This window comes from Rathayibacter sp. AY1F4 (assembly GCF_002931775.1).
In the GTDB taxonomy this organism is placed as follows: Bacteria; Actinomycetota; Actinomycetes; order Actinomycetales; family Microbacteriaceae; genus Rathayibacter.
Genome location: NZ_PSVE01000029.1, coordinates 31,057 through 52,823, shown reverse-complemented (window position 1 = coordinate 52,823; position 21,767 = coordinate 31,057). Strand labels below are relative to the sequence as shown.

Genomic DNA, 21,767 nt, shown 5'->3' with positions numbered 1-21,767 from the left:
GCCTAGCCCTGTGCTGGTGGGAGGGGCGCCGTGCCGGGGGCACGGCGCCCCGCGCTCGTGCCCCCGGCACGGCGCCCCTCCCACCAGCACAGGGCTAGGCGGCGTCCGGGTGCGGTTCTGGCAAGGCGGAGGAGGAAGCCGTAGCGGCGCTACGGCGCCCGACGACAACGCCGCCAGAACCGCACCCGGGCGGCGCCTAGTCGTTGCCGAGGATGATGATGGCGGCGGTAGGGGGTAACGCGTCCTCGTGGTACCGCTCGATCTCCTCGATGGCGACCGGGTCGGCCTGCTGGAGGAACTGGGTGAGGCGGGTGACCTCCTCGGTCTCGCCGATGGAGTCGGCGGCGCGGCGGAGGGCGTAGAGGGAGAGCAGGAATCCGCGGTTGGGTCCGTGGCGCCAGGGGATGGGGCCCTGGCCGCGCCAGCCTGCTCCGCGGAGGAGGTCGAGGCCGCGGTGGTAGCCGACGCGCGCGTAGGCGTAGGAGGGGAGGGCCGCGTCGATGCCCCAGACGCTGTCGGCGAGCAGTGCCCAGGCCAGCGGGGAGCGCGGGTGGGCGGCGGCGAGGGCGGCGAATTCGACGGCTCCCGGGCTCGCGTGCTTCGCGAGGGCCGCGGTGACCGCGGGCTCGTCGGGGAGGAGGGTCGGTTCGGGGCCCAGCAGGTTCTCGCCACTCATGCCTCCCAGGCTATCCCGCTCGTGGCTGTGCGGGTCCGGGGTCCGGCCGTCCGGCGCACGACGGTCGTCCCTCCACAGGGGCATCAGCGGAGGGAGCCGGGCGGTTCGCCGGTCGTCGCCGTCGTGCGCGGGGGTGCCGCCGATAGCATCGACCCATGGCGACGAACCGCAGTGAAGTCGAGGCCTGGCTCACGGACATGGACGGCGTGCTGGTGCACGAGAACAAGGCGCTCCCCGGCGCGCCCGAGCTGATCCAGGAGTGGACCGATTCGGGCACCCCGTTCCTGGTGCTGACGAACAACTCGATCTTCACGCCGCGGGATCTGGCGGCGCGGCTGCGCGGGTCGGGGCTGCACGTGCCGGAGGAGCGGATCTGGACGAGCGCCCTGGCGACGGCGGACTTCTGCGCGTCGCAGAAGCCGGGCGGGAGCGCCTTCGTGATCGGCGAGGCGGGGATCACCACTGCGCTGCACGAGGCGGGCTTCATCATGACGGAGACGGCGCCGGACTACGTGGTCGTGGGCGAGACCCGCAACTACAGCTTCGAGGCGATCACGAAGGCGATCCGCCTGATCGTCGCGGGTGCGCGCTTCATCGTCACCAATCCCGATGCGACGGGGCCGAGCGCCGAGGGCGTGCTCCCGGCGACGGGGGCGATCGCGGCGCTCATCACGAAGGCGACGGGTAAGGATCCGTACGTCGTCGGCAAGCCGAACCCGATGATGTTCCGCTCGGCGATGAACAAGATCGGCGCGCACAGCGAGAACACCGGGATGATCGGCGACCGGATGGACACCGACATCGTCGCGGGCATCGAGGCGGGCCTGCACACTGTGCTGGTGCTGACGGGGATCAGCGACGAGGCCGAGATCGAGCGCTATCCGTTCCGCCCGGACGAGGTGCTGAGCGGGGTGCACGAGCTCCTGTCGTCGGAGCCGCTGGAGTCGGAGTTCCCGCCGGATTCGGCGGTCTGAGTCCCGGCGGCCCGGCAGCGGGTCGGGCGCCGGTTCCTGACGGGGGACCGCGGCTCGCGGGGGTCAGAAGCGGACGTGCTGCAGCACCCAGGCGTGCATCGCGACGGCTGCCGCCGCCGAGGCGTTGATCGACCGGGTCGAGCCGAACTGCGTGATCTCGAGCACGGCCTCCGAGGCGGCGATCGCCTCCTCCGAGAGGCCGGGTCCCTCCTGCCCGAACAGGAGGAGGCAACGCTCGGGGAGCCGGTACGTCTCGAGCGGCACGCAGCCGGGGACGTTGTCGACGGCGAGGAGGGGCACGTCCGCCTCCGCGGCCCACTGCACGAGGTCGGCCACCGTCTCGTGGTGCTGGACGTGCTGGTAGCGGTCGGTGACCATCGCGCCGCGCTTGTTCCAGCGCCGCCGGCCGACGATGTGGACGCCTTCCGCGCCGAACGCATTGGCGCTGCGGACGATCGAGCCGATGTTCATGTCGTGCTGCCAGTTCTCGATCGCGACGTGGAACGGGTGCCGCGTGCGGTCGAGCTCCGCGACGATCGCGTCCATCCGCCAGTAGCGGAAGCGGTCGACCACGTTGCGCGCGTCGCCGCGCTCCAGCAGCTCCGGGTCGAGGCGGTCGTCCTCGGGCCGCTCCCCCTGCCAGGGGCCGACGCCGTTCGTGGTGAGCTCCACGGAGGCAGTGGGTCCGGTCGCGGGGGTCGCCTCGTTCTCCTGCACGACGAGCGATCCTACTGGGCGCTCCGCGGCTCGGCCGGGTGCACCGGGCCGGTGCCCGGCGGCATCCTCCGAGGCCTGCGGGACGGCGCGCGTCAGGCCGCGGGAGTGCCGGCGAGGGAGCCGGTCAGCCCGCCGCCGCCCGCCCGGTCGACGAAGCAGTAGTAGCTGCGCTCGCCCGCGTCCCACTGCTCCTGGGTGACGGGGAACGCACCGGCGACCTGCACGTCGCCGTAGGTCTCGGCCGCGGCGACGTCCACGACGCCCTGCGCCTGGCAGAGCGAGGAGACGGTGACGGCCAGGGCGTCCTGGCCGGGGAACGCCGCGTCGGTCAGCTCCGCGGTGGCGACGAGCTGGGCGGAGTGGGCGTTCGCGCAGTCCACGACGGTGAACTCCTCCGCCCAGACGGAGTCGAAGGGCTCGACGCACTCGCCGCCGAGGAGCGCGCTCCAGGCCCAGGTGCCGACGGGCAGCGGTCCGACGGTCGGGAGGGTCGCGGTCGGAGTGGGCGAGGGGGTCGGCTCCGCCGCGGGCGTCTCGCTGACGACCGGGGCGGCCTGCGGCTCGGCCCGGCCGCCGGCGCTCCCGACGGCGATGCCGATCGCGAAGAGCCCGGCGAGGAGGATCACCGCACCCGCAGCGATCAGGCCGATCAGGAGCCGGCGTCGGCTGAGCGTGCGCCACGCGGGTGCCGCGGCGGGCGCCGAGTCGCGCTCGCGGCTCTCGGGTCGGGACCGGGCGGAGCGGCGCTTCCGCGGCGGAGCGGCGTTGACGTGGGCGGCCGCGGGAGCGGTGCGGAAGGGCGCGGGCTCGGCGCGGTCGGCGGGCTCGGCGGCCGGCTCGAGGTTCCACGAGTAGGCGCCGGCGGTCTCGCGCCACAGCTCCTCGTCGCCGCCGTCCTCGTCGGGCTCGTCATGCGGAGCGACGACCTGCTCCCACACGGGCGGCTGGTCCCAGTCCCCGCGCGGGTCGGGCCACTCGTAGACGGCGGGCGGAGTCGGCTCGCGCGGAGTCGGCGGGGTCGCGCCGACCGGGCGTCCGTCAGCGGGGTAGAGGGCGCCGGAGCGGTCCGCCGGGTCGACGTCGGTCGAGGATCCGGCATCGGGCTCGTCGTCCGGCCGGTGGGCGCTGCGCAGTCCGGCGGGGGCGGTCGGCAGGTCGGCGGGAGGGTCGGTGTGCGGCAGCACCGGGCGCACGGAGTCCGCCCCGCGGCGGTGCACCTCGGTGCGGCCGGCATCGGCGGAGGCGTCGGAGCCGGAGCCGTCCGCGTCGTCGCGGAGGGGGGCGAAGAACGCGTCGAAGGCGTCCTCGTCGGAGTCGTCCTCGTCGGACACGTCCGCGTCGGAGGAACTCGTCTCGCGGGCAGTCGTCCCACCGGCACCCGTCTCGCGGGCACTCGCCTCGCGGGCATCCGTCTCGGGCGCTCCCACGGCGCGGGCTCCCGTGTCGGGGACTCCCGTGTCGCCGCCCCGAGAGCTCCGTCCCTCGGCGGAGACGCCGTCGCGGTCGGAGGAGCGCTCCGGCTCCACGACCGTTCCGCGGTCGGCGTCGGCGTCCTGCTCCTCCACCCGAGCGGAGTCGTCCGCGGGGTCCGGGAGGTCGCCGCCGTCCTCCTCGGCGGCGGACGTCGCGCTCAGCACGGGCTCCCCCGGCCACAGGCCGACCGGAGCGGCAGGGGCACGGCGCGACGCAGCGTCGGAGTCGCTGTCGCTGTCACGGTCGCTCGAAGACGGTCCGGCTGCGTCGGCGGAGGAGGCCGACTCGCTCGCAACGCTCCGCTCCTCCGCTGACGCGTGGGCCTCGTCGGCTGCGGACTCAGCAGGACCGGACGTCCGCTCCGCGCGCGACTCCTCCACGGGAGGGACGGGGCGGGGCGAGTCGAAGATGCTCTTCAGGCGGCCGCCGCTGAGCTGCTGGAGCAGCCACTCGCTGCTGCCGACGGGACGCTCCGGCTCGGGTCGCTCCGGCTCGGCACGCTCCGGCTCGGAGGTCTCCGATCCGGCAGGCTCGGACCCGCGGCGCTCCGGCTCCGGGTGCTCGCCGCCTCCCGGGCCCCCGCCGCGTCCCCCCTCGTCGACCATCAGCTCAGGCCGAGGTCGGCCAGACCGATCGCGGCGAAGTACGGGTAGCCGGCGTCCTCGATGATCTCGCGGGCCCCGGTCGCGCGGTCGACGACGACGGCGACTCCTGCGATCTCGGCGCCGACCTTCAGCAGGGCCTCGATCGCCTTCAGCGGCGAGCCGCCGGTGGTGGACGTGTCCTCGACGACGACGACGCGCTTGCCCTCGAGGTCGGGGCCCTCGACCTGCCGGCCGCGGCCGTGGTCCTTGGGCTCCTTGCGCACGACGAACGCGTCGTAGGCGAGACCGCGGGCGGCGCCCTGGTGGAGGATCGCGGCGGCGATCGGGTCGGCGCCCATGGTGAGGCCTCCGACGGCGTCGACGCGCTCGATCGGCGCGATGAGGTCGAGCATGACCTCCCCGATCAGCGGCGCGACGCGGTGGTCGAGGCTCACGCGGCGCAGGTCGACGTAGTACGACGCCTTCTTGCCGCTCGTGAGGGTGAAGTCCCCGTGGAAGACGGCGTCGGAGCCGATGTACTCGATGAGCTGCTGGCGTGCGTCGGTCACGCGCCTACTCTACGGGGCGACCCCTCCCCCGCTCGGGAGCGCGCCCGCTGCGGCGTGCTCGCCCGCCTCGTCGCCTCCTCCGCGGAACTGGGTCATGTAGAGCTCGTAGTAGGCGCCGCGCTGCTTCAGGAGCGCCTCGTGCGCGCCCTGCTCGACGATCCGGCCCGACTCCATCACCAGGATGGTGTCGGCGTCGCGGATCGTGGAGAGCCGGTGCGCGATGACGAACGAGGTCCGGTCGGTGCGGAGCGCGTTCATCGCGTGCTGCACGAGCAGCTCCGTGCGGGTGTCGACCGAGGAGGTGGCCTCGTCGAGGATCAGCAGCGACGGGTTCGCGAGGAACGCGCGCGCGATCGTGATCAGCTGCCGCTCGCCCGCCGAGACGCTGCCGCCGTCGGCGTCCAGCACCGTGTCGTAGCCGTCGGGCAGCTGGCGCACGAAGCGGTCGACCATGGTGGCCTTCGCCGCGTCGACGATCTCCTCGTCGGTCGCGTCCAACCGCCCGTAGCGGATGTTCTCGCGGATGGTGCCCTGGAAGAGCCACGCGTCCTGCAGCACCATGCCCACGCGCGAGCGCAGATCGCCGCGCGCGAGGCTCGTGATGTCGACACCGTCGAGCAGGATGCGCCCTCCGGTGAGCTCGTAGAAGCGCATGACCAGGTTGACCAGCGTGGTCTTGCCCGCCCCGGTCGGACCGACGATGGCGACCGTCTGCCCGGGCTGCGCCGAGAAGGTCAGGTCCTCGATCAGCGGCTGCTCCGGGTCGTACGAGAACGAGACGCTCTCGAACTCCACGTGGCCGTCGGTGCGCTGCGGGAGCGACGCGGTCGCCGTCTCCGGCTCCTGCTCCTCGGCGTCGAGCAGCTCGAACGTGCGCTCGGCCGAGGCGACGCCGGACTGCAGCATGTTCGCCATGCTCGCCAGCTGGGTCACCGGCTGGGTGAACTCGCGCGAGTACTGGATGAACGCGGTCGCGTCGCCGAGCGTCAGCTGACCGGAGGCGACCCGCAGGCCGCCGACCACGGCGATGAGCACGTAGGAGAGGTAGGAGACGAAGGTCATCGCGGGCATGATCATGCCCGAGACGAACTGGGCGCCGAACGAGGCGGTGTAGAGGCTGTCGTTGCGGCGGTCGAACTCCTCGAGCATCTCGCGGTCGCGGCCGAAGGCGCGGACGATCTCGAGGCCGGAGAAGGTCTCCTCGATGTGGCCGTTCAGCGCGCCCGTGTTCTTCCACTGGGCCGCGAAGAGCTTCTGCGAGCGGGCGCCGATGACGCCCGCGATCACGCCCGAGAGCGGGATCGAGATCAGCGCGATCAGCGCGAGCTGCCACGACACGATGAACATCATCGCGGCGATGCCGACGATGGTCAGCACCGACTGCACCAGCTGCGAGAAGGCCTGCTGCAACGCCGTCTGGATGTTGTCGACGTCGTTCGTGACGCGCGACATCACGTCGCCGCGCTGCCGGGTGTCGAAGAAGCGCAGCGGGAGGCGGTTGAGCTTCGCCTCGATGTCCTGGCGGAGGTCGAAGACAACCCGCATCACGAGGCCGTTGAGGATGTAGCCCTGCGCCCACATGAGCACCGACGCGACGACGTACATCAGCAGCACGATGATGATCAGGCGGCCGAGGACCACGAAGTCGATGCCCGCGCCGGGCACGATGTCGGTCTTGGCCAGCATGTCGGCGAAGGTGCCGTTGCCCGAGGCGCGCTGCTGCTCGATGATCTGCTCGAGCGGGACGCCGGCGGGGAGCTGGGAGCCGATCACGCCGTTGAAGATCGTGTCCATCGCCTGCCCGAGGATCTTGGGCGCGATGACGGTGAGGACGACCGACAGCGAGACCAGGGCGACCACGAGGACCATCCGGGCGCGCTCGGGGCCGAGCAGCGAGAAGAGGCGCTTGGCCGAGGGCCAGAAGTTCTGCGCCTTGCGGGCGGGCGGCCCGTCCCCGAACATGCCGCCGTCGCCCTCGCCGGGCTCGAACTCGGGCTCGGGGGACGTCGTCTCCTCGGGGGCGGTGGTGTCGCGTGTGCGCGCCATCTCAGGACACTCCTTCGACGCTCAGCTGGGATTCGACGATCTCGCGGTAGGTCGCGTTCGTCTCGAGGAGCTCGTCGTGCGTGCCGCGGCCAACGACGCGGCCCGCGTCGAGCACGACGATCTGGTCGGCGTGGCGGATGGTCGACACCCGCTGGGCCACGATGATCACGGTCGCGTCGGTGGTGGCGTCGGCCAGCGACTCCCGCAGCCGCGCATCGGTCGCGACGTCGAGCGCCGAGAACGAGTCGTCGAACAGGTAGACCCGCGGCTTCGCGACGAGGGCCCGCGCGATGCAGAGCCGCTGGCGCTGCCCGCCGGAGACGTTGGTGCCGCCCTGCGAGACCGGCTCGTCGAGCCCGTGCTCCTTGCTCCGCACGAAGTCCTCGCCCTGGGCGATGCGCAGCGCCTCCCACAGCTCGGCGTCCGTCGCGTCGGGGCGGCCGAAGCGCAGGTTCGAGGCGATCGTCCCCGAGAAGAGGTAGGGGCGCTGGGGCACGAGCCCGATCACCTCGGCGAGCTGCGCCCGGTCGAGGGAGGAGACGGGCACGCCGTCGATCGTGACGGTGCCCTCCTGCGGGTCGAACAGGCGCGGCACGAGGCCGAGCAGGGTCGTCTTGCCGGCGCCGGTGGAGCCGACGACGGCCGTGGTGCGGCCCGGCTCCGCGACGATGTCGATGCCCGAGAGCACGGGGCGCTCGGCGCCCGGGTAGCCGAAGACGACCCCGGAGAACTCGACGCGGCCGCGCGCGGGCGTCGGGACTCCGCCCTCGGGCGTGGTGAGGCTGGTGCGGGCGTCGAGCACCTGCTGGATCCGCTCGGCGCAGACGACCGCGCGCGGGATCATCATCACCATGAAGACGCCCATCATCACGGCGGTGAGGATCTGGAGGAGGTACTGCAGGAACGCGGTGAGCGAGCCCACCTGCATCTGACCGGCGTCGACCCGCTGCCCGCCGAACCACAGCACGGCCGCGGTGGCCAGGTGCAGGATCATCATGATCGCGGGGAACATCAGCACGAAGATGTTGCCGACCTTGATCGACACCTCGGTGATCGCCGCGTTGGCCTTGCGGTACCGCTCGGACTCGAACGGCTCGCGCACGAAGGCGCGCACCACGCGGATGCCCGTGATCTGCTCGCGCAGCACGCTGTTGATCCCGTCGATCCGGTCCTGCATGAGGCGGAACAGCGGCAGCAGCAGGAACACCAGGAAGCCGACCACGACGAACAGCAGCGGCACCGACACCCAGACCAGCCAGGAGAGGCCGGCGTCCTCACGCAGGGCGAAGACGATGCCGCCGACGCACATGATCGGCGCGGAGACCATGAAGTTGAGGGTCATCAGCACGAGCATCTGCACCTGCTGCACGTCGTTCGTGCCGCGGGTGATCAGGGTGGCCGTGCCGAAGCCGCCGACCTCGAGCCCGCTGAGCGAGTCGACGCGGCGGTAGACGTCGCGGCGCAGGTCGCGGCCGACGGACATGGCGGTGCGGGCGCCGAAGTAGACGGCTCCGATCGCCGCGGCGACCTGCACGACGCAGACGCCGAGCATGGTCATGCCGGTGCCCCAGATGAAGTCGGTGTCGCCGCGGCCGATGCCCTGGTCGATGATCTCGGCGTTGAGGCTCGGCAGGTAGAGCGCGGCGAGCGTCGCGACGAGCTGCAGCACGACGACGGCGGCCACCCAGCGCGCGTAGGGCTTCGCGTAGGCGGAGGCGAGGCGGAGCAGGATCATGGGTCCTCCGGAGGGGCGGAGCAGGAGCGGGAGGGGTGGGGACCGGGCTGGGGAGCGCGGAGCGCCGAGGAGCCCGTCGGGCCCGCACGGCGCGGGCGGCGGCGGCGTCCGGACGGCACGACGAACGGCCGGTCGGGACGGCGCTAGACAACCATCGACCACCGACACCGGTTCCGCAATCCGCCGAGGGGATGACTCCCCCGGCCCGCGGCCGCCGGGACGCGCGGAGGACGCGCAGGAGACGTGTCGGCGGCGGCTCCTACACTTCCAGGATGCGCATCGCCACCTGGAACGTGAACTCCATCCGGGCCCGCACCGGCCGCGTCGTCGACTGGCTCGTGCGCGAGGACGTGGACGTCCTCGCCATGCAGGAGCTCAAGTGCAAGCCCGAGCAGTTCCCGCACGAGGCCTTCGCCGACGCCGGCTACCACGTCGAGATGGTCGGGCTCAGCCAGTGGAACGGCGTCGGCATCGCCTCGCGCCTGCCGATGGAGGACGTGCAGATCGGCTTCCCGGGCATGCCCGGCTTCGCGAAGGAGGCGGCGGCCGACGGCTCCTACCCGCTCGAGGCCCGCGCGATCGGCGCCACGGTCGACGGCGTGCGCGTCTGGAGCCTCTACGTCCCGAACGGCCGCGCGGTCGACGACCCGCACTACCTCTACAAGCTCGAGTGGCTCGCAGCTCTCGAGGCGAGCACCCGCGAGTGGCTGGCCGCCGAGCCCGACCTGCCGCTCGCCCTGGTCGGCGACTGGAACGTCGCGCCGCTCGACAGCGACGTGGGCGACCCGAGCCTCGGCCCCGGATCGACGCACGTCTCGATCCCCGAGCGCGCCGCCTTCGCCGCCTTCGAGGACGCGGGCCTGCGCGACGTCGTCCGCCCGCTCGTGCCCGAGGGCTACACCTACTGGGACTACAAGCAGCTCCGCTTCCCGCGCAACGAGGGGCTGCGGATCGACTTCGTGCTCGGCTCCCCCGCGTTCGGCGAGATCGTCACCGGCGCCTCGATCCACCGGGATGAGCGCAAGGGCGACGCCCCGAGCGACCACGTCCCGGTGGTGGTCGACCTCGACCTGGAGACGACCCTCGACGACGACCGCCCGATGATCTTCTGAGCATGGCCTCGTCGAAGAAGAAGCGCGCGCGGGCCCAGGCCGCCTCGGCCGGCGCCTCCCGCCCCGCCGCCCGACCCGCGACGGCACGCCCTGCGACCGCCCGCCCCGGAGCCGCGCACGACGAGTTCCGGTCCGACGCCTACCGCTCGGTGGGCGAGATCATCGCCGCCGGGAAGCCGCGCCGGCGCCGCTGGGACCTCGTGCTCTCGATCCTCGGCTGCCTCGCCCTCGGCCTGCTCACGATCGTGCTCGGCTACCTCGCCGCGATCCTCTCGGTCTTCCCCGCGCAGTGCGAGGGCCAGAACTTCGCCTGCGACTTCGACCGGATCGACTGGGGCGTCTCGATCGCGCTGATCGGGCCGCCCGCGCTGACGCTGATCGCCGTGGCCGTGACGGTCGTGCGCTACCTCGTGGGCCGTCGCGCGTTCCTCGTGCCGGTCATCGGGTTCGTGCTCTGCATCGCCACCGCGTTCCTCGCCTCCTCGCTCGTGACGAGCTCGATCCCCGGTTCGGCGCTGGTCTAGCACCGACCCGGGGGCGCGTCAGCGGTCGAGCGGGCGGCGCTGGTCCAGCACCGACCCGGGGCGCCGACCGCCGGCGAGGTCAGCCGCAGGCGGGCTCGTCGTTCAGCGTCACCGCGGTGGGGTTGATCATCGGGGTCACCCGCACGGTCTGGTCGCCGAAGCCGGAGGCGTCGCCGGCGCTGAACTGCACGTCGAACGTCTCGGACTGGCCGGGCGAGAGCTGCACGGCGACCTTCGAGACGGGACGGCCGAGGTCGTCGAGGCTCTCGGGTCCGTAGCCGGTGCCGTCGGCCCAGGCCGCGCTCGACACCGTGGTCCCGGGAGGGCCGTAGACGTAGATGTTGGTGACGAAGTCGCCCAGGGGGTACGCACCGCGCCCGCCGGCCGCGGCGACGTAGCCGGGCAGCGTCCGAGCGACCGCCTTCGAGATCGTGTTGGTCACGGTGACGGAGGTGGTGAAGACCGCGCCGGAGGCGGCGCACCGGCCCGCGCTCGACTGCGTGACCGCCGTGCTCAGGTAGTAGTCCATCTTCGAGCCGCCCGAAGCGTCCTGGAAGAACACTCCGGTGGTCGTGCCGTCGGTCGTCGTCTGCGGCAGGACCCCCGCGATCGGCGTGGGCGCGAGGAGCGCCTGCTCGTCGGCGTCGGAGCTGTAGGCGAGGATGCGGCTCTCGTCGACCGCCTTCACGATCGCCGGGAGCATCTTCGTCGGCTCCATCTCGCCGCCGAGGATCTTGCCCAGGATCGTCGCGCTCGCCTCCGAGAAGAACTCGTCGGTGCGCTCGGCCACGACCGACTCCGGGTAGCGGAAGTAGACCTCGTTGAGCAGGGTCGAGACGGTGTTCTCGCTCGTGAGGACCGTGCCGTCGGTGAGGGTCACCGGCCCGGTCGAGCCGAGGAGGTAGGAGAGGGCGACGGGGTCGATCGCGAGGACGCCGTCGATCCTCTGCTCGGGGAACTTCTGCGCCCAGAACTGCGAGGCGATCGAGGCGGCCGTCGGGAAGTCGGGGCGGCTGGTCGAGACGTTGAAGGTCGTCGCCATGTTCTCACCGATGGTGTCGAGCGCGCTCTGGTCGACGGTGACGGGAGCCAGACCGCGGAAGTCGCCGCTGCCCAGCTGACGGCCTATCGAGATCGCGCCGCCGTCGACGTCGAGCTGCATCACCGACGACGCGCCGCCGCCCAGAGCCTGCGACTCCGCCAGGTTCTGGAACATCACCAGATAGTGGCGCGGACCGGACGCTCCGAGGGAGTCGGGGAGGATCGCGGTGAGCGGCTCGACCTGCTCCATCGCCGCGGTCGCGGTGGCCAGCTGCGGAGTGAAGGAGTCGAGCGCGGAGGCGACCTGCGGCACCAGCGGGCCGCGGTCGATGCCCTCGACGCGGGTCTGCGCCGCGTCGACGACCTCCTTGGCGACGGTGATCTTCTGCGACAGCTCGGTGATCGCCGCGAGGTCGACCCTGCCGTCGACGGGCTTGAGGATGTCGAGCGAGGTCGTGGAGAGCGGCGTGACGATCCGGCCGGAGACGTCGTCGGCGATCTCGGTCGCGGCGCGGACCGCGGACAGGTTCGGCCCGAGGACGGGCACCACCTCCATCACCCGCCACACCGGGTCCTCGGTCTCGTCGCGCGCCTCGCCGGTGAGGGTCGCGATCCGGCCCGCGGTCTCCTCCGCACCGGAGGTGTCGAACGTCGTCAGCCTGTCCGTCACCTGCGATACCAGCGGGATCGCCTCGGTCAGCTTGTCGCGGACGGTCATCGCCTTGTCGTAGGTGCGCACGCCGAGGAGCACCGCGACGACGGCGCCGATCAGCAGGACCAGGAGGACGATCAGCGTGATCCAGAGGCCGCGACGGCGGCGCGGCCTGCCGCGGGCGGATCGGTCGGCGGACGTGGTGGTGCTCATTCGAGAGAGCCTAAGCGACGGTCGGCGGAGTGCGACCGGGCCCGCGCCACCGGCCCCGTCCCAGGACGAGGGACACGCGACGCGGATGCGCGGGCCGTCCGGCGCCTCCGCCGGGACCGAGCGGGAGGCGGGGATGCTGCTCCGCTCAGCCCAGCAGGAGGGACACCCCGATGAGCACGGGCACCGCGGCGACCGTGGTCACGAGGGCCGTGTCGCGGGCGACGGCGACGCCCCGGTCGTAGCGCGAGGCGAAGGTGAAGATGTTCTGCGCGGTCGGCAGCGCGGCGGTCACCGTCACCACGAAGAGGTGCTCGGAGTCGAGGTGGAACGCGAAGCGCCCCAGCAGCAGCGCGACCGCCGGCATCACCAGCGACTTGAGGACGGAGGCGACCACCACCTCGACCCGCGCCGGCCCCGCCTCCAGCGGCCGCTGCCCGCGCAGCGACATGCCGAAGGCGATCAGCACCAGCGGGATCGACGCGTTGCCGATGATCGAGAACGGCTGCAGCACGGGCGCGGGCAGCTCCACGCCGGTGAGGGCGACGACGAGGCCGAGGGCGGAGGCGATGATCATCGGGTTCCGCAGCGGCTGCGTGAGGATCGCACCGACCGAGGTCCGCCCGCTCGTCGAGACGTCGAGCAGCGTCAGGATCGTCGGTGCGAGGACGATCAGCTGCAGGAGGAGCGTCGGGGCCACCCACTGCGGATCGCCCAGTACGTAGATGGCGACCGGCAGTCCGATGTTGTTGGCGTTGACGTAGGAGGAGGCCGCGGTCCCGATCACCGTCTCCGGCAGCGGGCGGGGGAAGAGCAGCCGCGAGGCCAGCACGTAGAGCAGGGCGACGGTCAGCACCGTCAGGAGCGAGACGAGCAGGAACGAGGAGAAGAGGACGGAGACGTCGGCCCGCGACAGCACGGTGAACAGCAGCGCCGGCGTCGTGACGAAGAAGGCGATCCGCGACAGGATCAGCCGGCTCTCGGGCGGGACGATCCGGAACCGCGCGATCAGGTAGCCGACCGCGATGACGACCCCGATGATCGAGAAGCCGGTGAGCACGCCCTCCACGCCGCCGCCTCCCCGCCGCGGCCCGTCCGCTGTCGCGCCTCCACCCTAGGCAGTGGCCGGGCGTTGCAGCGCCGGCGCGACGCGCTTACGGTGTGCGGCATGCCGCATCTCGAGGTCCCCGGCGCGAGCCTCCACTGGGAGGCGGACGGCCACGCCTCCGCGCCCGCCCTGCTGCTCGTGCACGCGGGCATCGCCGACCTGCGGATGTGGGACCCGCTCGTCCCCGACCTCTCCCGCGACCGGCTGGTGGTCCGCTACGACGTCCGCGGCGCGGGCGGAACGAGCACGGAGGACGTGGAGTACGACCCGCGCCGGGACGCCCTGGACGTGCTCGACCACCTCGGCGTCGAGCGCGCGGTGGTCGTCGGCTGCTCGCGGGGCGGAACGCTCGCGCTCGACCTGGCGCTCGAGCATCCGGAGCGGGTGACCGGCCTGGTCGTGATCGCCCCGGGCCTGGCGGGCTTCGACTACCCCGCGCTGACGGCGGAGGAGGAGCGCCGCTTCGGGGAGGTCGAGGCGCTGGAGCTCGCGGGCGAGCGGGAGGCCGCGGCGATCGTCGAGGCGGAGCTCTGGGCCGTGGGTCCCGACCGCTCCGCGGACGACGTGGCTCCGGAGTTCCTCGCGCGGGTCCGGGAGCTCGCGCTCACGGGCGTCGGCCATGAGGCGGAGGCCCCCCGCCCGGTCGATCCCTCCGGGCCGGCGGGCGAGCGGCTCGGGGAGATCGCCGTGCCGACCCTCGTCGTGGCGGGCGCGCACGACCTCTCGGAGTCGCTGCCGGTCTGCGAGCACCTCGCCGCCGAGGTGGGCGGTGCAGAGCTGCACGTGCTCGAGGACGCGGCGCACCTGCCCAGCCTCGAGCACCCGGAGGAGTTCCTCGCGGTGCTGCGGCCGTGGCTGGAGCGCCACGGGATCTGATCAGGCCACGGCGGCCAGGTCGAACGCCCAGTCCACGTAGAGCTCCGGCGGCTCGCCCTGCTCGACGAGGTCGATCCGGTCGAAGCCGGCCTCGACGCAGGTCGCGCCGGCGTCCAGGTCGCTCTCCGCCACGAAGGCGTGCACGAAGCGGGGCACGGGGAACGCCGCCGCCTCCTCGAGCAGCATCCGCACGGAGTCCGCGGTGATGCCGCGGGCGTGCGGAGCGATGCTCCACGCCGCCTCATAGGCGACGACGCCGCGCGAGCAGCCGTACCAATAGCCGATGGAGCCGACGGAGAGTCCGTCCAGCTCGACCACGTAGAAGAACGCGTCGCCGTCCGCCCAACCGCGCAGGTAGCGGTCGTGGCGCACGAGGATCTCGCTCTCGCTCTCGAGTCCGCTGCCCGCGTGCGCGAGGGTGTCGCGCAGGACGGAGGCGTCCGCCTGCGGCCAGGGGAGCAGGCGGAGGTTCTCGGGGTGGTGGTCGATGCTGGCTGTTCTCTGGTCGCTTCCGGGTTCGGGTCCCGTCACGCGCTCCGATCCTCTCTCTCAGGATGGCTCGCCGATCGAGCGCGCCGCCAGGGTGTTCGGCGCGCCTGTCCGATCGGATGTCTCCGCACTCGGGATGCGGACACGGTGTCGCCCCATCTTCGACCCGATCAGGGGAGGGAAACGGAAGCGGTGAGGAATCTAGCCCCGGACGGGGGGTGGGACCTGCACAACACCTGGGCAACCGCTGACCGCGGGGCCTCCGAGGGGCGGCGGAGACGTGCGCCCGCCCCCGCGAGATCGCCGCTTCGCTCCGCCGAGACGCAAGAAAAGCGCGCGCACGAGCCCATACGCTCGGAGTCGGAGCGCGTTCCGCTCCTGCAGCCCCGTATCACCAGCGTGAGGAGGATCACCATGTCGCAAGCCGTGCAGAGCACCGTCGTCGGAGAACCCGAGGTCGTCGAGGACCGCGTGGAGGACTCCGCCGCCTGGCTCGACCTGAAGGCGGCCGCCGCCGCGCTGCAGCCGCTCCAGTCCCAGGACGGCTCGCTCGCCGAGCCCGAGCGGCTCGAGGAGGCGCGCTCCCTCGTCGAGCGGATCGTCGCCGGCGTCCGCACCCTCGCCCCCGCGTTCCCGCACGACGCCGCGTACCTCGACGCGCTGGTCGTCGACCTCGAGCGCTGGAGCGCCGGCGCCCTCGGCCTGCCCGACTTCCTCGACTCGCTCACGGCGTTCCAGCCGCAGCTCGAGCGCGTCGACGGCCGCCGCCACCTCGTCGTCTTCCCCATGTACACCCAGAACGGCAGCCGCGACCGCCACGTCGAGGCCGTCCTCGTCGAGGTCGTCTGGCCGCGGTTCGTCGCCGAGCTGGAGGCGGGCGACTACTCCAACGCCCTCTTCGTGCCCGTGCGCTTCGTCGACTTCACCGCCGGCTACGACACCGACAGCGCCGTGCTGTTCCCCGAGACGGTCGCGATGCGCTCCGTCCCGTCCTTCACCTGGGGCGCGATCTTCGCCGACCGCGAGGCGGCCCGGTTCCGCCGCGTCGTCACGGAGGCGGCCCGGATCACCCGTCTCGAGCTCCCGGAGGACGCGCAGCGCCTGCTGGCCGACCAGCGCCTGGCGGAGGAGTCCTTCGTGATGTGGGACCTCATCCACGACCGCACCCACATGCGCGGCGACCTGCCGTTCGACCCGTTCATGATCAAGCAGCGGATGCCCTTCTTCCTCTACTCGCTGGAGGAGCTGCGGTGCGACCTCACCGCCTTCCGCGAGGCCGTCGCCATCGAGCGCCGCCTCGGCGCGCTGGACCGCCGTGACGACGAGGAGGAGGCGCTGGCCGAGCGCTCGCGCTTCGTGCAGTACGCGATCCTGTTCGACCGGCTCTTCCGCTTCCCGCTCACCGGGTCGCGGGTGCGCAACTACGACGGCCTCGGCGGCCAGCTGCTCTTCGCCTGGCTGCACCAGCACGGCGTCCTGCACTGGACCGACACCCGGCTGGCGTTCGAGTGGGACGGCGTCGCCGACGTGGTCGTCGCCCTCTCGGACGCGATCGACGAGCTCTACTGGCGCTCGATCGACCGGCCGAAGACGGCGCACTGGCTGGCCGCGCACGAGCTGATCGCGGCCACTCTCACTCCGCACCCCGCCTCCGCCTGGGCCCGCGGGCTCCCGGACGAGGTGCTGCTCGGCGCCCCGCGCGGGTTCACCGACGCGGTGCTGGACGACGAGTTCCCGCTGTCGATGTTCTACGAGGCCCTCGGGAAGAAGATGGGCGACGTCATCGCCTCGACCCGGGGCATCACCGGCCGGGACTGACGTCGCGCCCGGGACGCGGCGGGGTGCGCTCCTCCGCCTCCCGGGCCCCGTCCGACCGGCGTCGGTTAGCGTGGGGCGCATGCCCTCAGGTGACGGAGCCGCGGACCCGCTCGACGCGGGCTGGATCCGGCGAGCGCCGAGCCGGGCCGGATACGTGCGCGACGCGGTCACCGCGGGGATCCTGCTGGTGGCGACGGTCGTCTCCGTCGCGCTGTACTCCTCGGCGGGCTTCCCGGACGCGGCGCACCCCGTCGTCAGCGCCCACTGGGCCGTCCTGATGACCCTTCCCCTCGCGCTGCGCCGCCGGTTCCCCGCGAGCGTGGCGGCCGGGCTCTCCGTCGTCTACGCGCTCGGGATCGTGCTCCAGGTGCCGGAGTCGCTCTTCGGCCAGATCTGCCTGTTCCTCGCGCTCTACACGGTCGGCGCGTGGGGCCGGAACCGGCGCACGGCGCTCGTCGTCCGAGTGGCGATCGCGGTCGGGATGCTGGGCTGGCTGCTCACCACCCTCGCCACGGGCGAGTACTTCGGCAGCTCCGTGCCGGTCGACGACTCCCCCGGCCTGCTCTCGCCCTACGCGGCGGAGTCGGCCCTCGCGGTCGTGTCGAACCTGCTCTACTTCGGCAGCGCCTACGTCTTCGGCGAGGCGTCGTGGCAGTCGGCCCGCCGGCTGGAGGCGCTCGAGACGCGCACGGCCGAGCTCGACGACGAGCGGGAGCGCTCCTCGCGGCAGGCCGTGTCCTCCGAGCGGCTGCGGATCGCGCGCGAGCTGCACGACGTGGTCGCGCACCACGTCAGCGTGATGGGCGTGCAGGCGGGAGCGGCGCGGCGGGTGCTGGCGCGGGATCCGGAGCGGGCGGCGGCCTCGCTCAGCGCCATCGAGGGCGACGCGCGCTCGGCGATCGAGGAGCTGCACCGCATCCTGGTCGCGCTGCGCGCCGAGGACGCGGTGCCGAATCCGCTCACCGACGCCGCGTCCACCCGCGGGGTGGCCCAGCTCGAGGAGCTGGTCGCGGCGTCCAGCGGGTCGGGCCTGCCCACCGTCTTCCTCACCCTCGGCACGCCCCGCGAGATCCCCGCGACGGTGGGGCTCAGCCTCTACCGCATCGCGCAGGAGTCGCTCACGAACGTCCGCAAGCACGCGGGGCGCGGCGCGCACGCCGAGGTGCGCCTCCGCTACGCCCCCGACGCGGTCGAGCTCGAGATCGCCGACGACGGCGGGTCCGGCCCGCACCCGAGCGCTCCCGCCTCCTGCGGACTGGGGCACACCGGCATGAGCGAGCGCGCGGCCGCGGTCGGCGGCTGGATCGAGATGGGGCCGAGGGGCGGAGGCTACCTCGTGCACGCCCGGGTGCCGCTGTCCCCCGTCCGGGCGAGCGTGCCGGACGCCGACGACCCGGTACCGTCGTCGGAGACGTCGCGGGGGCGTCAGGAGCGAGCGAGCGGGGGCCGCCCATGACCGAGCACGTGCGCGTGCTGCTCGTCGACGACCAGGAGCTCGTCCGCGTGGGCTTCCGCATCATCCTCGAGTCGGAGCCGGGGATCGAGGTGGTCGGCGAGGCCCGCACCGGGCTCGAGGCCCTGCAGCGCGCCTCCGAGCTGCGCCCCGACGTGATCTGCATGGACGTGCAGATGCCCGGCCTCGACGGCCTGGCCGCGACCCGCGAGATCGTGGCCGACCCGCGCCTGTGCTCGCGGGTGCTCATCCTCACCACCTTCGACCGCGACGACTACCTCTTCGAGGCGCTCTCGGCCGGCGCCAGCGGGTTCCTGCTCAAGAACGCATCGCCGGAGGAGCTGGTCGAGGCCGTGCAGGTGGTCGCCCGCGGCGACGCGATGCTCGCCCCCGACGTCACCCGGCGCGTGATCGAGCGGTTCGCGTCCGTGCCCGAGCGCACGCCGGCCGCCGCCGAGCACTCCGGAGTGGCCGATCTGACGGACCGCGAGCGCGAGGTGCTCGTGCACCTGGCGCGGGGCTGGTCGAACGCCGAGATCGCTGCCGAGCTGTTCGTGGGCGAGGCGACCGTGAAGACGCACGTCTCGAAGATCCTGATGAAGCTCGGCGTGCGCGACCGGATCCAGGCGGTCGTGTTCGCCTACGAGCACGGGATCGCGGTGCCGGGGCGCCCCTGAGCGGTGGGCCGGGCGGTCGGCTCTCGGGTGCTCGACGTCGGGCCGTCAGCGCCGGGGCTGGCTCGAGGCCGGGCGCGGCGGAGTGCGGCGGACGAACTCCATCCGGATCTCCGGCACGATCTTCCGGTCGAGCACGACCGTCATGTAGCGGCCGTCGACGCGGGCGCCGATCGCGACCACGTCCGGATCGGTGTCCACGCGGTAGCCGCGCAGCGCCTCCCCGTCCACGATCACCGGGACGCCCCGCACGACGTCCTCGTCGCGGAGGGCGGCGGCGACCACCGGCATCCCGCCGCGGCGGCTGCGCACGCGGCCCGGGAAGGTGTTGCGGAGCACGTCGCCCATGTGGGCCGCGAGGCGGGACTCCAGGGGCCGGCTGCGCTCGGCGGGGATCGGCACGGAGGTGCGGACCGCCTCCCAGAGCACCGGGTACCGCATCCGCGTCACCTGGTCGACCATCCACGGCGGCAGGTGGTCGTTCTCGGCGCGCTCGATCGCGCGCTTCTGCTCGGGGGTCAGCGGGACGTGGTTGACGGGGTCGGCGCGGTTGCGCGGGTTCTTGTAGAACGAGTACGAGAGCGAGATCTCGACGAAGCGGCCGAGCGCCATCGTCTGCGCCGCGGCGAACTCCTCCAGCCTCGGCTGGGGCGCGAACGCGAGGACGGGATCGCCGAAGCGAGCCGCGATCTCGTCCACCCCGGGAGGGGCGGGCATGTCGCGGACAGCTCCCGTCGTGTCCATGCGCATACGTCAAGAGTGGCCTGCCTCCCAGCCGATACCAACTTCTTGACGGAGATCGGCTTTCGGGTCGTCGTCCGTTCACCTGCCCGAAACATGCGGGAGGCAGGAGGGGTGTCTCGGAGGGCGCCTCCGGGGCTCCTCCGGGCGGCGGGCTGCGAAGATGGAGGGATGAGCGCTCTGCACGATCCCGACGTCCGCGGCTTCGCCTCCGACAACTACTCCGGAGTGCACGACGTGGTCCTCGCCGCGATCGCCGCGGCCAACGGAGCGCACCAGATCGCCTACGGCGAGGACGTCTACACCGAGCGCCTGCAGGAGGCGTTCCGCCGCGAGTTCGGCGAGCAGGCCCAGGCCTTCCCCGTCTTCAACGGCACGGGCGCCAATGTCACCGGCCTGCAGTCGATGCTGCCGCGGTGGGGCGCCGTCGTCTCGGCGGGCACCGCGCACATCACCTCCGACGAGGGCGGAGCGCCCGAGAAGGTCGGCGGGATCAAGATCCTCACGGTCCCCACGCCCGACGGCAAGCTGACCCCGGCGCTGGTCGACCAAGAGGCGTGGGGCTTCGGCGACGAGCACCGCGCCCAGCCGCTCGTGGTCTCGATCACCCAGTCCTCCGAGCTCGGCACCGTCTACACCCCCGAGGAGGTGCGCGCGCTCGCCGACCACGCGCACGGCCTCGGCATGCGGCTGCACATGGACGGGGCGCGCATCGCGAACGCCGCGGCCGCCCTCGGCCTTCCCCTGCGCTCCTTCACGACCGATGCGGGCGTCGACGTGCTCTCGTTCGGCGGCACCAAGAACGGCATCCTGCTCGGCGAGGCGATCGTCGTGCTCGACCCGGCGGCCTCGACCGGGCTGACCTTCCTCCGCAAGACCAACATGCAGCTCTCCTCCAAGATGCGCTTCATCTCGGCGCAGCTGCTCGCCCTGCTCGGCGACGGCGGCGAGGAGGAGCCCCTGTGGCTCCGCTCGGCCCGGCACGCGAACGCCATGGCGGCGCGCCTGCGCTCGGGGCTCGAGGAGGCGATCGCCGCCGGACGGATCACCGGGCTCGAGTTCACTCAGCAGACCCAGGCCAACGCGGTGTTCGCGACGCTGCCGCCCGGAGTCGCGGACCGGCTCCGCGCCGCCTACCGCTTCTACGACTGGAACCCGGCGACCGGCGAGGTCCGCTGGGTCTGCTCCTTCGACACCACGGAGGACGACATCGACGCGTTCACGGCCGCGATCGAGCGCGAGCTGGCCGCGTGAGGGCCCGCCTCCCGCGCCTGGCGACGGTCGGCGCCGCGCTCGCCGTGCTCGTCGCGCTGACGGGCTGCACGACGGCCGAGCGCTCGGACGTCGCGGCCACCCCGTCGGCGTCCGAGACCGCCGCTCCGACTCCCTCCGCGACTCCGACGCCCTCGCCCACGGCCTCGACCCGCCTGGGCTGCGACTCCCTCCTCCCCGCCACGCGGGCGGCCACGGCGCTGGGGGTCTCCCGCAGCGCTCTCGAGGGCAGCCGCGAGGTGACGACGCGCTCCTCGGGCGAGCTGATCCGCGAGGCCGCGGAGGAGAACGGCGGAGCGCTCCGCTGCGCCTGGTACGACGAGGACGCCTCGATCACCGCGGCGGCGGTCGACGACGCCGCCGAGGCCTTCGCCGGCCGTCCGGGCCCGCGCCTCGAGACCGGCGTCGAGGCCTACGGCTCCTGCACCGACGGCAGCTGCGACCTGGACCTGCTCGCCGGCTCCACCTGGGTGACGCTGCAGCTGCGGGGCGCCCCGGCCGCGGTCGACCTCGCCGCGCTGGCGACCGGCACCGCCTCCGCCGCGCTCGGCACCCTCGACGAGCCGGTCACCGCGACGGCGCCCGTCTGCACCGAGGTCCTGACGGCCGAGCAGCTGTCCGGTGCCGCCGGTCTCGCGCAGGCGACCGCGGGGACGGGGACCGGGACGCCGACCACCGCGTCGGCTGCTGCCGCCGCCCGGGCCGGGTACGCCTCCTGCAGCTGGAGCGACGCCTCCAGCGCCACCTACTCGGGCGTGACGGTCGACGCGCTCCCGAACGGCGACGACGGCTGGCGGAACCTCTCGCTGACCTCGGGCCTGGCGATCCCGCTCGAGCCGCTCGACGGCTTCGGCGAGAAGGCCCTCACCGGCTGCGCGGCGGACGTCTGCGAGATCGACGCGCTGGCCGACGACGTGTGGTGGCGCGTGACCGTCACCGGCGACGCGGCGAAGGCCGAGGCCGTCGCCCGCGCCGTGCTCGCGAACGCCTGACCCGGGCACCCCGCTCCTCCTCCGCGAGCGG

At 73.0% G+C, this 21,767-nt stretch carries 19 protein-coding genes; 9 read left to right on the top strand and 10 right to left on the bottom strand.

What is annotated here, in order from left to right; genetic code table 11:
* Positions 1-196: 196 nt before the first annotated feature.
* On the bottom strand, positions 197-676 hold the full coding sequence (locus tag C5C59_RS15420) for a DUF3151 domain-containing protein (RefSeq protein WP_104239685.1): 480 nt from the start codon (positions 674-676) through the stop codon (positions 197-199).
* A 155-nt stretch (positions 677-831) separates the two neighbouring features.
* Here C5C59_RS15420 and C5C59_RS15415 point away from each other — a divergent pair, with 155 nt between their 5' ends.
* Positions 832-1,650 carry an HAD-IIA family hydrolase gene (locus tag C5C59_RS15415; protein ID WP_104225721.1) on the top strand — a complete coding sequence of 273 codons (819 nt, stop codon included), beginning with the start codon at positions 832-834 and terminating at the stop codon, positions 1,648-1,650.
* 63 nt (positions 1,651-1,713) lie between these two features.
* On the opposite strand, the gene C5C59_RS15410 is transcribed toward C5C59_RS15415, so the two are convergent.
* The 5 genes from C5C59_RS15410 to C5C59_RS15390 form a co-directional block, all read right to left on the bottom strand.
* Positions 1,714-2,367: a TrmH family RNA methyltransferase gene (locus C5C59_RS15410; protein WP_104225722.1), complete on the bottom strand. Its 654-nt coding sequence runs from the start codon at positions 2,365-2,367 to the stop codon at positions 1,714-1,716.
* A gap of 92 nt (positions 2,368-2,459) precedes the next feature.
* Complete coding sequence (locus tag C5C59_RS15405) at positions 2,460-4,445, bottom strand: septum formation family protein (protein ID WP_104251310.1); 1,986 nt, start codon at positions 4,443-4,445, stop codon at positions 2,460-2,462.
* On the bottom strand, positions 4,445-4,993 hold the full coding sequence (pyrE, locus tag C5C59_RS15400) for an orotate phosphoribosyltransferase (protein WP_104239191.1): 549 nt from the start codon (positions 4,991-4,993) through the stop codon (positions 4,445-4,447). The genes C5C59_RS15405 and pyrE overlap by 1 nt, the downstream gene beginning before the upstream one ends.
* A gap of 9 nt (positions 4,994-5,002) precedes the next feature.
* Positions 5,003-7,039, bottom strand: coding sequence for an ABC transporter ATP-binding protein (locus tag C5C59_RS15395; protein ID WP_104239192.1), 2,037 nt, complete (start codon positions 7,037-7,039; stop codon positions 5,003-5,005).
* 1 nt (position 7,040) lies between these two features.
* Positions 7,041-8,774: an ABC transporter ATP-binding protein gene (locus tag C5C59_RS15390; protein ID WP_104239193.1), complete on the bottom strand. Its 1,734-nt coding sequence runs from the start codon at positions 8,772-8,774 to the stop codon at positions 7,041-7,043.
* A 272-nt stretch (positions 8,775-9,046) separates the two neighbouring features.
* Here C5C59_RS15390 and C5C59_RS15385 point away from each other — a divergent pair, with 272 nt between their 5' ends.
* Together C5C59_RS15385 and C5C59_RS15380 are read left to right on the top strand one after the other, a co-directional pair.
* Complete coding sequence (locus C5C59_RS15385) at positions 9,047-9,886, top strand: exodeoxyribonuclease III (protein ID WP_104239194.1); 840 nt, start codon at positions 9,047-9,049, stop codon at positions 9,884-9,886.
* Between the two features lie 2 nt (positions 9,887-9,888).
* Positions 9,889-10,410 carry a DUF6264 family protein gene (locus tag C5C59_RS15380; protein ID WP_104239195.1) on the top strand — a complete coding sequence of 174 codons (522 nt, stop codon included), beginning with the start codon at positions 9,889-9,891 and terminating at the stop codon, positions 10,408-10,410.
* Positions 10,411-10,489: 79 nt separating this feature from the next.
* On the opposite strand, the gene C5C59_RS15375 is transcribed toward C5C59_RS15380, so the two are convergent.
* Together C5C59_RS15375 and C5C59_RS15370 are read right to left on the bottom strand one after the other, a co-directional pair.
* On the bottom strand, positions 10,490-12,316 hold the full coding sequence (locus C5C59_RS15375) for a DUF4012 domain-containing protein (RefSeq protein WP_104239196.1): 1,827 nt from the start codon (positions 12,314-12,316) through the stop codon (positions 10,490-10,492).
* Positions 12,317-12,461: 145 nt separating this feature from the next.
* Complete coding sequence (locus tag C5C59_RS15370; protein ID WP_104222809.1) at positions 12,462-13,382, bottom strand: AEC family transporter; 921 nt, start codon at positions 13,380-13,382, stop codon at positions 12,462-12,464.
* A 99-nt stretch (positions 13,383-13,481) separates the two neighbouring features.
* Here C5C59_RS15370 and C5C59_RS15365 point away from each other — a divergent pair, with 99 nt between their 5' ends.
* Positions 13,482-14,297, top strand: a complete 816-nt coding sequence (locus tag C5C59_RS15365) for an alpha/beta fold hydrolase (RefSeq protein WP_104239197.1) — start codon at positions 13,482-13,484, stop codon at positions 14,295-14,297.
* On the opposite strand, the gene C5C59_RS15360 is transcribed toward C5C59_RS15365, so the two are convergent.
* Positions 14,298-14,828 carry a hypothetical protein gene (locus C5C59_RS15360; protein WP_104239198.1) on the bottom strand — a complete coding sequence of 177 codons (531 nt, stop codon included), beginning with the start codon at positions 14,826-14,828 and terminating at the stop codon, positions 14,298-14,300.
* Positions 14,829-15,200: 372 nt separating this feature from the next.
* Between C5C59_RS15360 and C5C59_RS15355 the strand changes: the two genes are divergently transcribed.
* From C5C59_RS15355 to C5C59_RS15345, 3 genes are all read left to right on the top strand, one after another.
* Positions 15,201-16,604, top strand: a complete 1,404-nt coding sequence (locus tag C5C59_RS15355) for a DUF6421 family protein (protein WP_104239199.1) — start codon at positions 15,201-15,203, stop codon at positions 16,602-16,604.
* A 79-nt stretch (positions 16,605-16,683) separates the two neighbouring features.
* Positions 16,684-18,060 carry a sensor histidine kinase gene (locus tag C5C59_RS15350; protein ID WP_104234378.1) on the top strand — a complete coding sequence of 459 codons (1,377 nt, stop codon included), beginning with the start codon at positions 16,684-16,686 and terminating at the stop codon, positions 18,058-18,060.
* Positions 18,057-18,734 (top strand): response regulator transcription factor, encoded by a 678-nt coding sequence (locus tag C5C59_RS15345; protein WP_104234377.1) that lies wholly within the window; start codon positions 18,057-18,059, stop codon positions 18,732-18,734. Before C5C59_RS15350 ends, C5C59_RS15345 begins: the two co-directional genes overlap by 4 nt.
* A gap of 45 nt (positions 18,735-18,779) precedes the next feature.
* Here C5C59_RS15345 and C5C59_RS15340 read toward each other — a convergent pair whose 3' ends face one another.
* Entirely contained in the window at positions 18,780-19,475 is a 696-nt protein-coding gene (locus C5C59_RS15340; RefSeq protein WP_104239200.1) for a hypothetical protein, read from the bottom strand.
* A 168-nt stretch (positions 19,476-19,643) separates the two neighbouring features.
* Here C5C59_RS15340 and C5C59_RS15335 point away from each other — a divergent pair, with 168 nt between their 5' ends.
* Together C5C59_RS15335 and C5C59_RS15330 are read left to right on the top strand one after the other, a co-directional pair.
* Complete coding sequence (locus tag C5C59_RS15335; RefSeq protein ID WP_104239201.1) at positions 19,644-20,726, top strand: low specificity L-threonine aldolase; 1,083 nt, start codon at positions 19,644-19,646, stop codon at positions 20,724-20,726.
* Positions 20,723-21,736, top strand: coding sequence for a hypothetical protein (locus C5C59_RS15330; protein WP_104239202.1), 1,014 nt, complete (start codon positions 20,723-20,725; stop codon positions 21,734-21,736). Before C5C59_RS15335 ends, C5C59_RS15330 begins: the two co-directional genes overlap by 4 nt.
* The last annotated feature ends 31 nt before the right edge of the window (positions 21,737-21,767 follow it).

Excerpts from the sequence above, each read along its gene's own strand:
- C5C59_RS15395 (WP_104239192.1), bottom strand. The coding sequence starts at position 7,039 with ATGGCGCGCACACGCGACACCACCGCCCCCGAGGAGACGACGTCCCCC.
- C5C59_RS15385 (WP_104239194.1), top strand. The coding sequence starts at position 9,047 with ATGCGCATCGCCACCTGGAACGTGAACTCCATCCGGGCCCGCACCGGC.
- C5C59_RS15350 (WP_104234378.1), top strand. The coding sequence starts at position 16,684 with ATGCCCTCAGGTGACGGAGCCGCGGACCCGCTCGACGCGGGCTGGATC.
- C5C59_RS15405 (WP_104251310.1), bottom strand. The coding sequence starts at position 4,445 with ATGGTCGACGAGGGGGGACGCGGCGGGGGCCCGGGAGGCGGCGAGCAC.
- C5C59_RS15355 (WP_104239199.1), top strand. The coding sequence starts at position 15,201 with ATGTCGCAAGCCGTGCAGAGCACCGTCGTCGGAGAACCCGAGGTCGTC.
- C5C59_RS15390 (WP_104239193.1), bottom strand. The coding sequence starts at position 8,774 with ATGATCCTGCTCCGCCTCGCCTCCGCCTACGCGAAGCCCTACGCGCGC.
- C5C59_RS15375 (WP_104239196.1), bottom strand. The coding sequence starts at position 12,316 with ATGAGCACCACCACGTCCGCCGACCGATCCGCCCGCGGCAGGCCGCGC.
- C5C59_RS15420 (WP_104239685.1), bottom strand. The coding sequence starts at position 676 with ATGAGTGGCGAGAACCTGCTGGGCCCCGAACCGACCCTCCTCCCCGAC.
- C5C59_RS15380 (WP_104239195.1), top strand. The coding sequence starts at position 9,889 with ATGGCCTCGTCGAAGAAGAAGCGCGCGCGGGCCCAGGCCGCCTCGGCC.
- C5C59_RS15415 (WP_104225721.1), top strand. The coding sequence starts at position 832 with ATGGCGACGAACCGCAGTGAAGTCGAGGCCTGGCTCACGGACATGGAC.
- C5C59_RS15340 (WP_104239200.1), bottom strand. The coding sequence starts at position 19,475 with ATGGACACGACGGGAGCTGTCCGCGACATGCCCGCCCCTCCCGGGGTG.
- C5C59_RS15335 (WP_104239201.1), top strand. The coding sequence starts at position 19,644 with ATGAGCGCTCTGCACGATCCCGACGTCCGCGGCTTCGCCTCCGACAAC.
- C5C59_RS15365 (WP_104239197.1), top strand. The coding sequence starts at position 13,482 with ATGCCGCATCTCGAGGTCCCCGGCGCGAGCCTCCACTGGGAGGCGGAC.
- C5C59_RS15345 (WP_104234377.1), top strand. The coding sequence starts at position 18,057 with ATGACCGAGCACGTGCGCGTGCTGCTCGTCGACGACCAGGAGCTCGTC.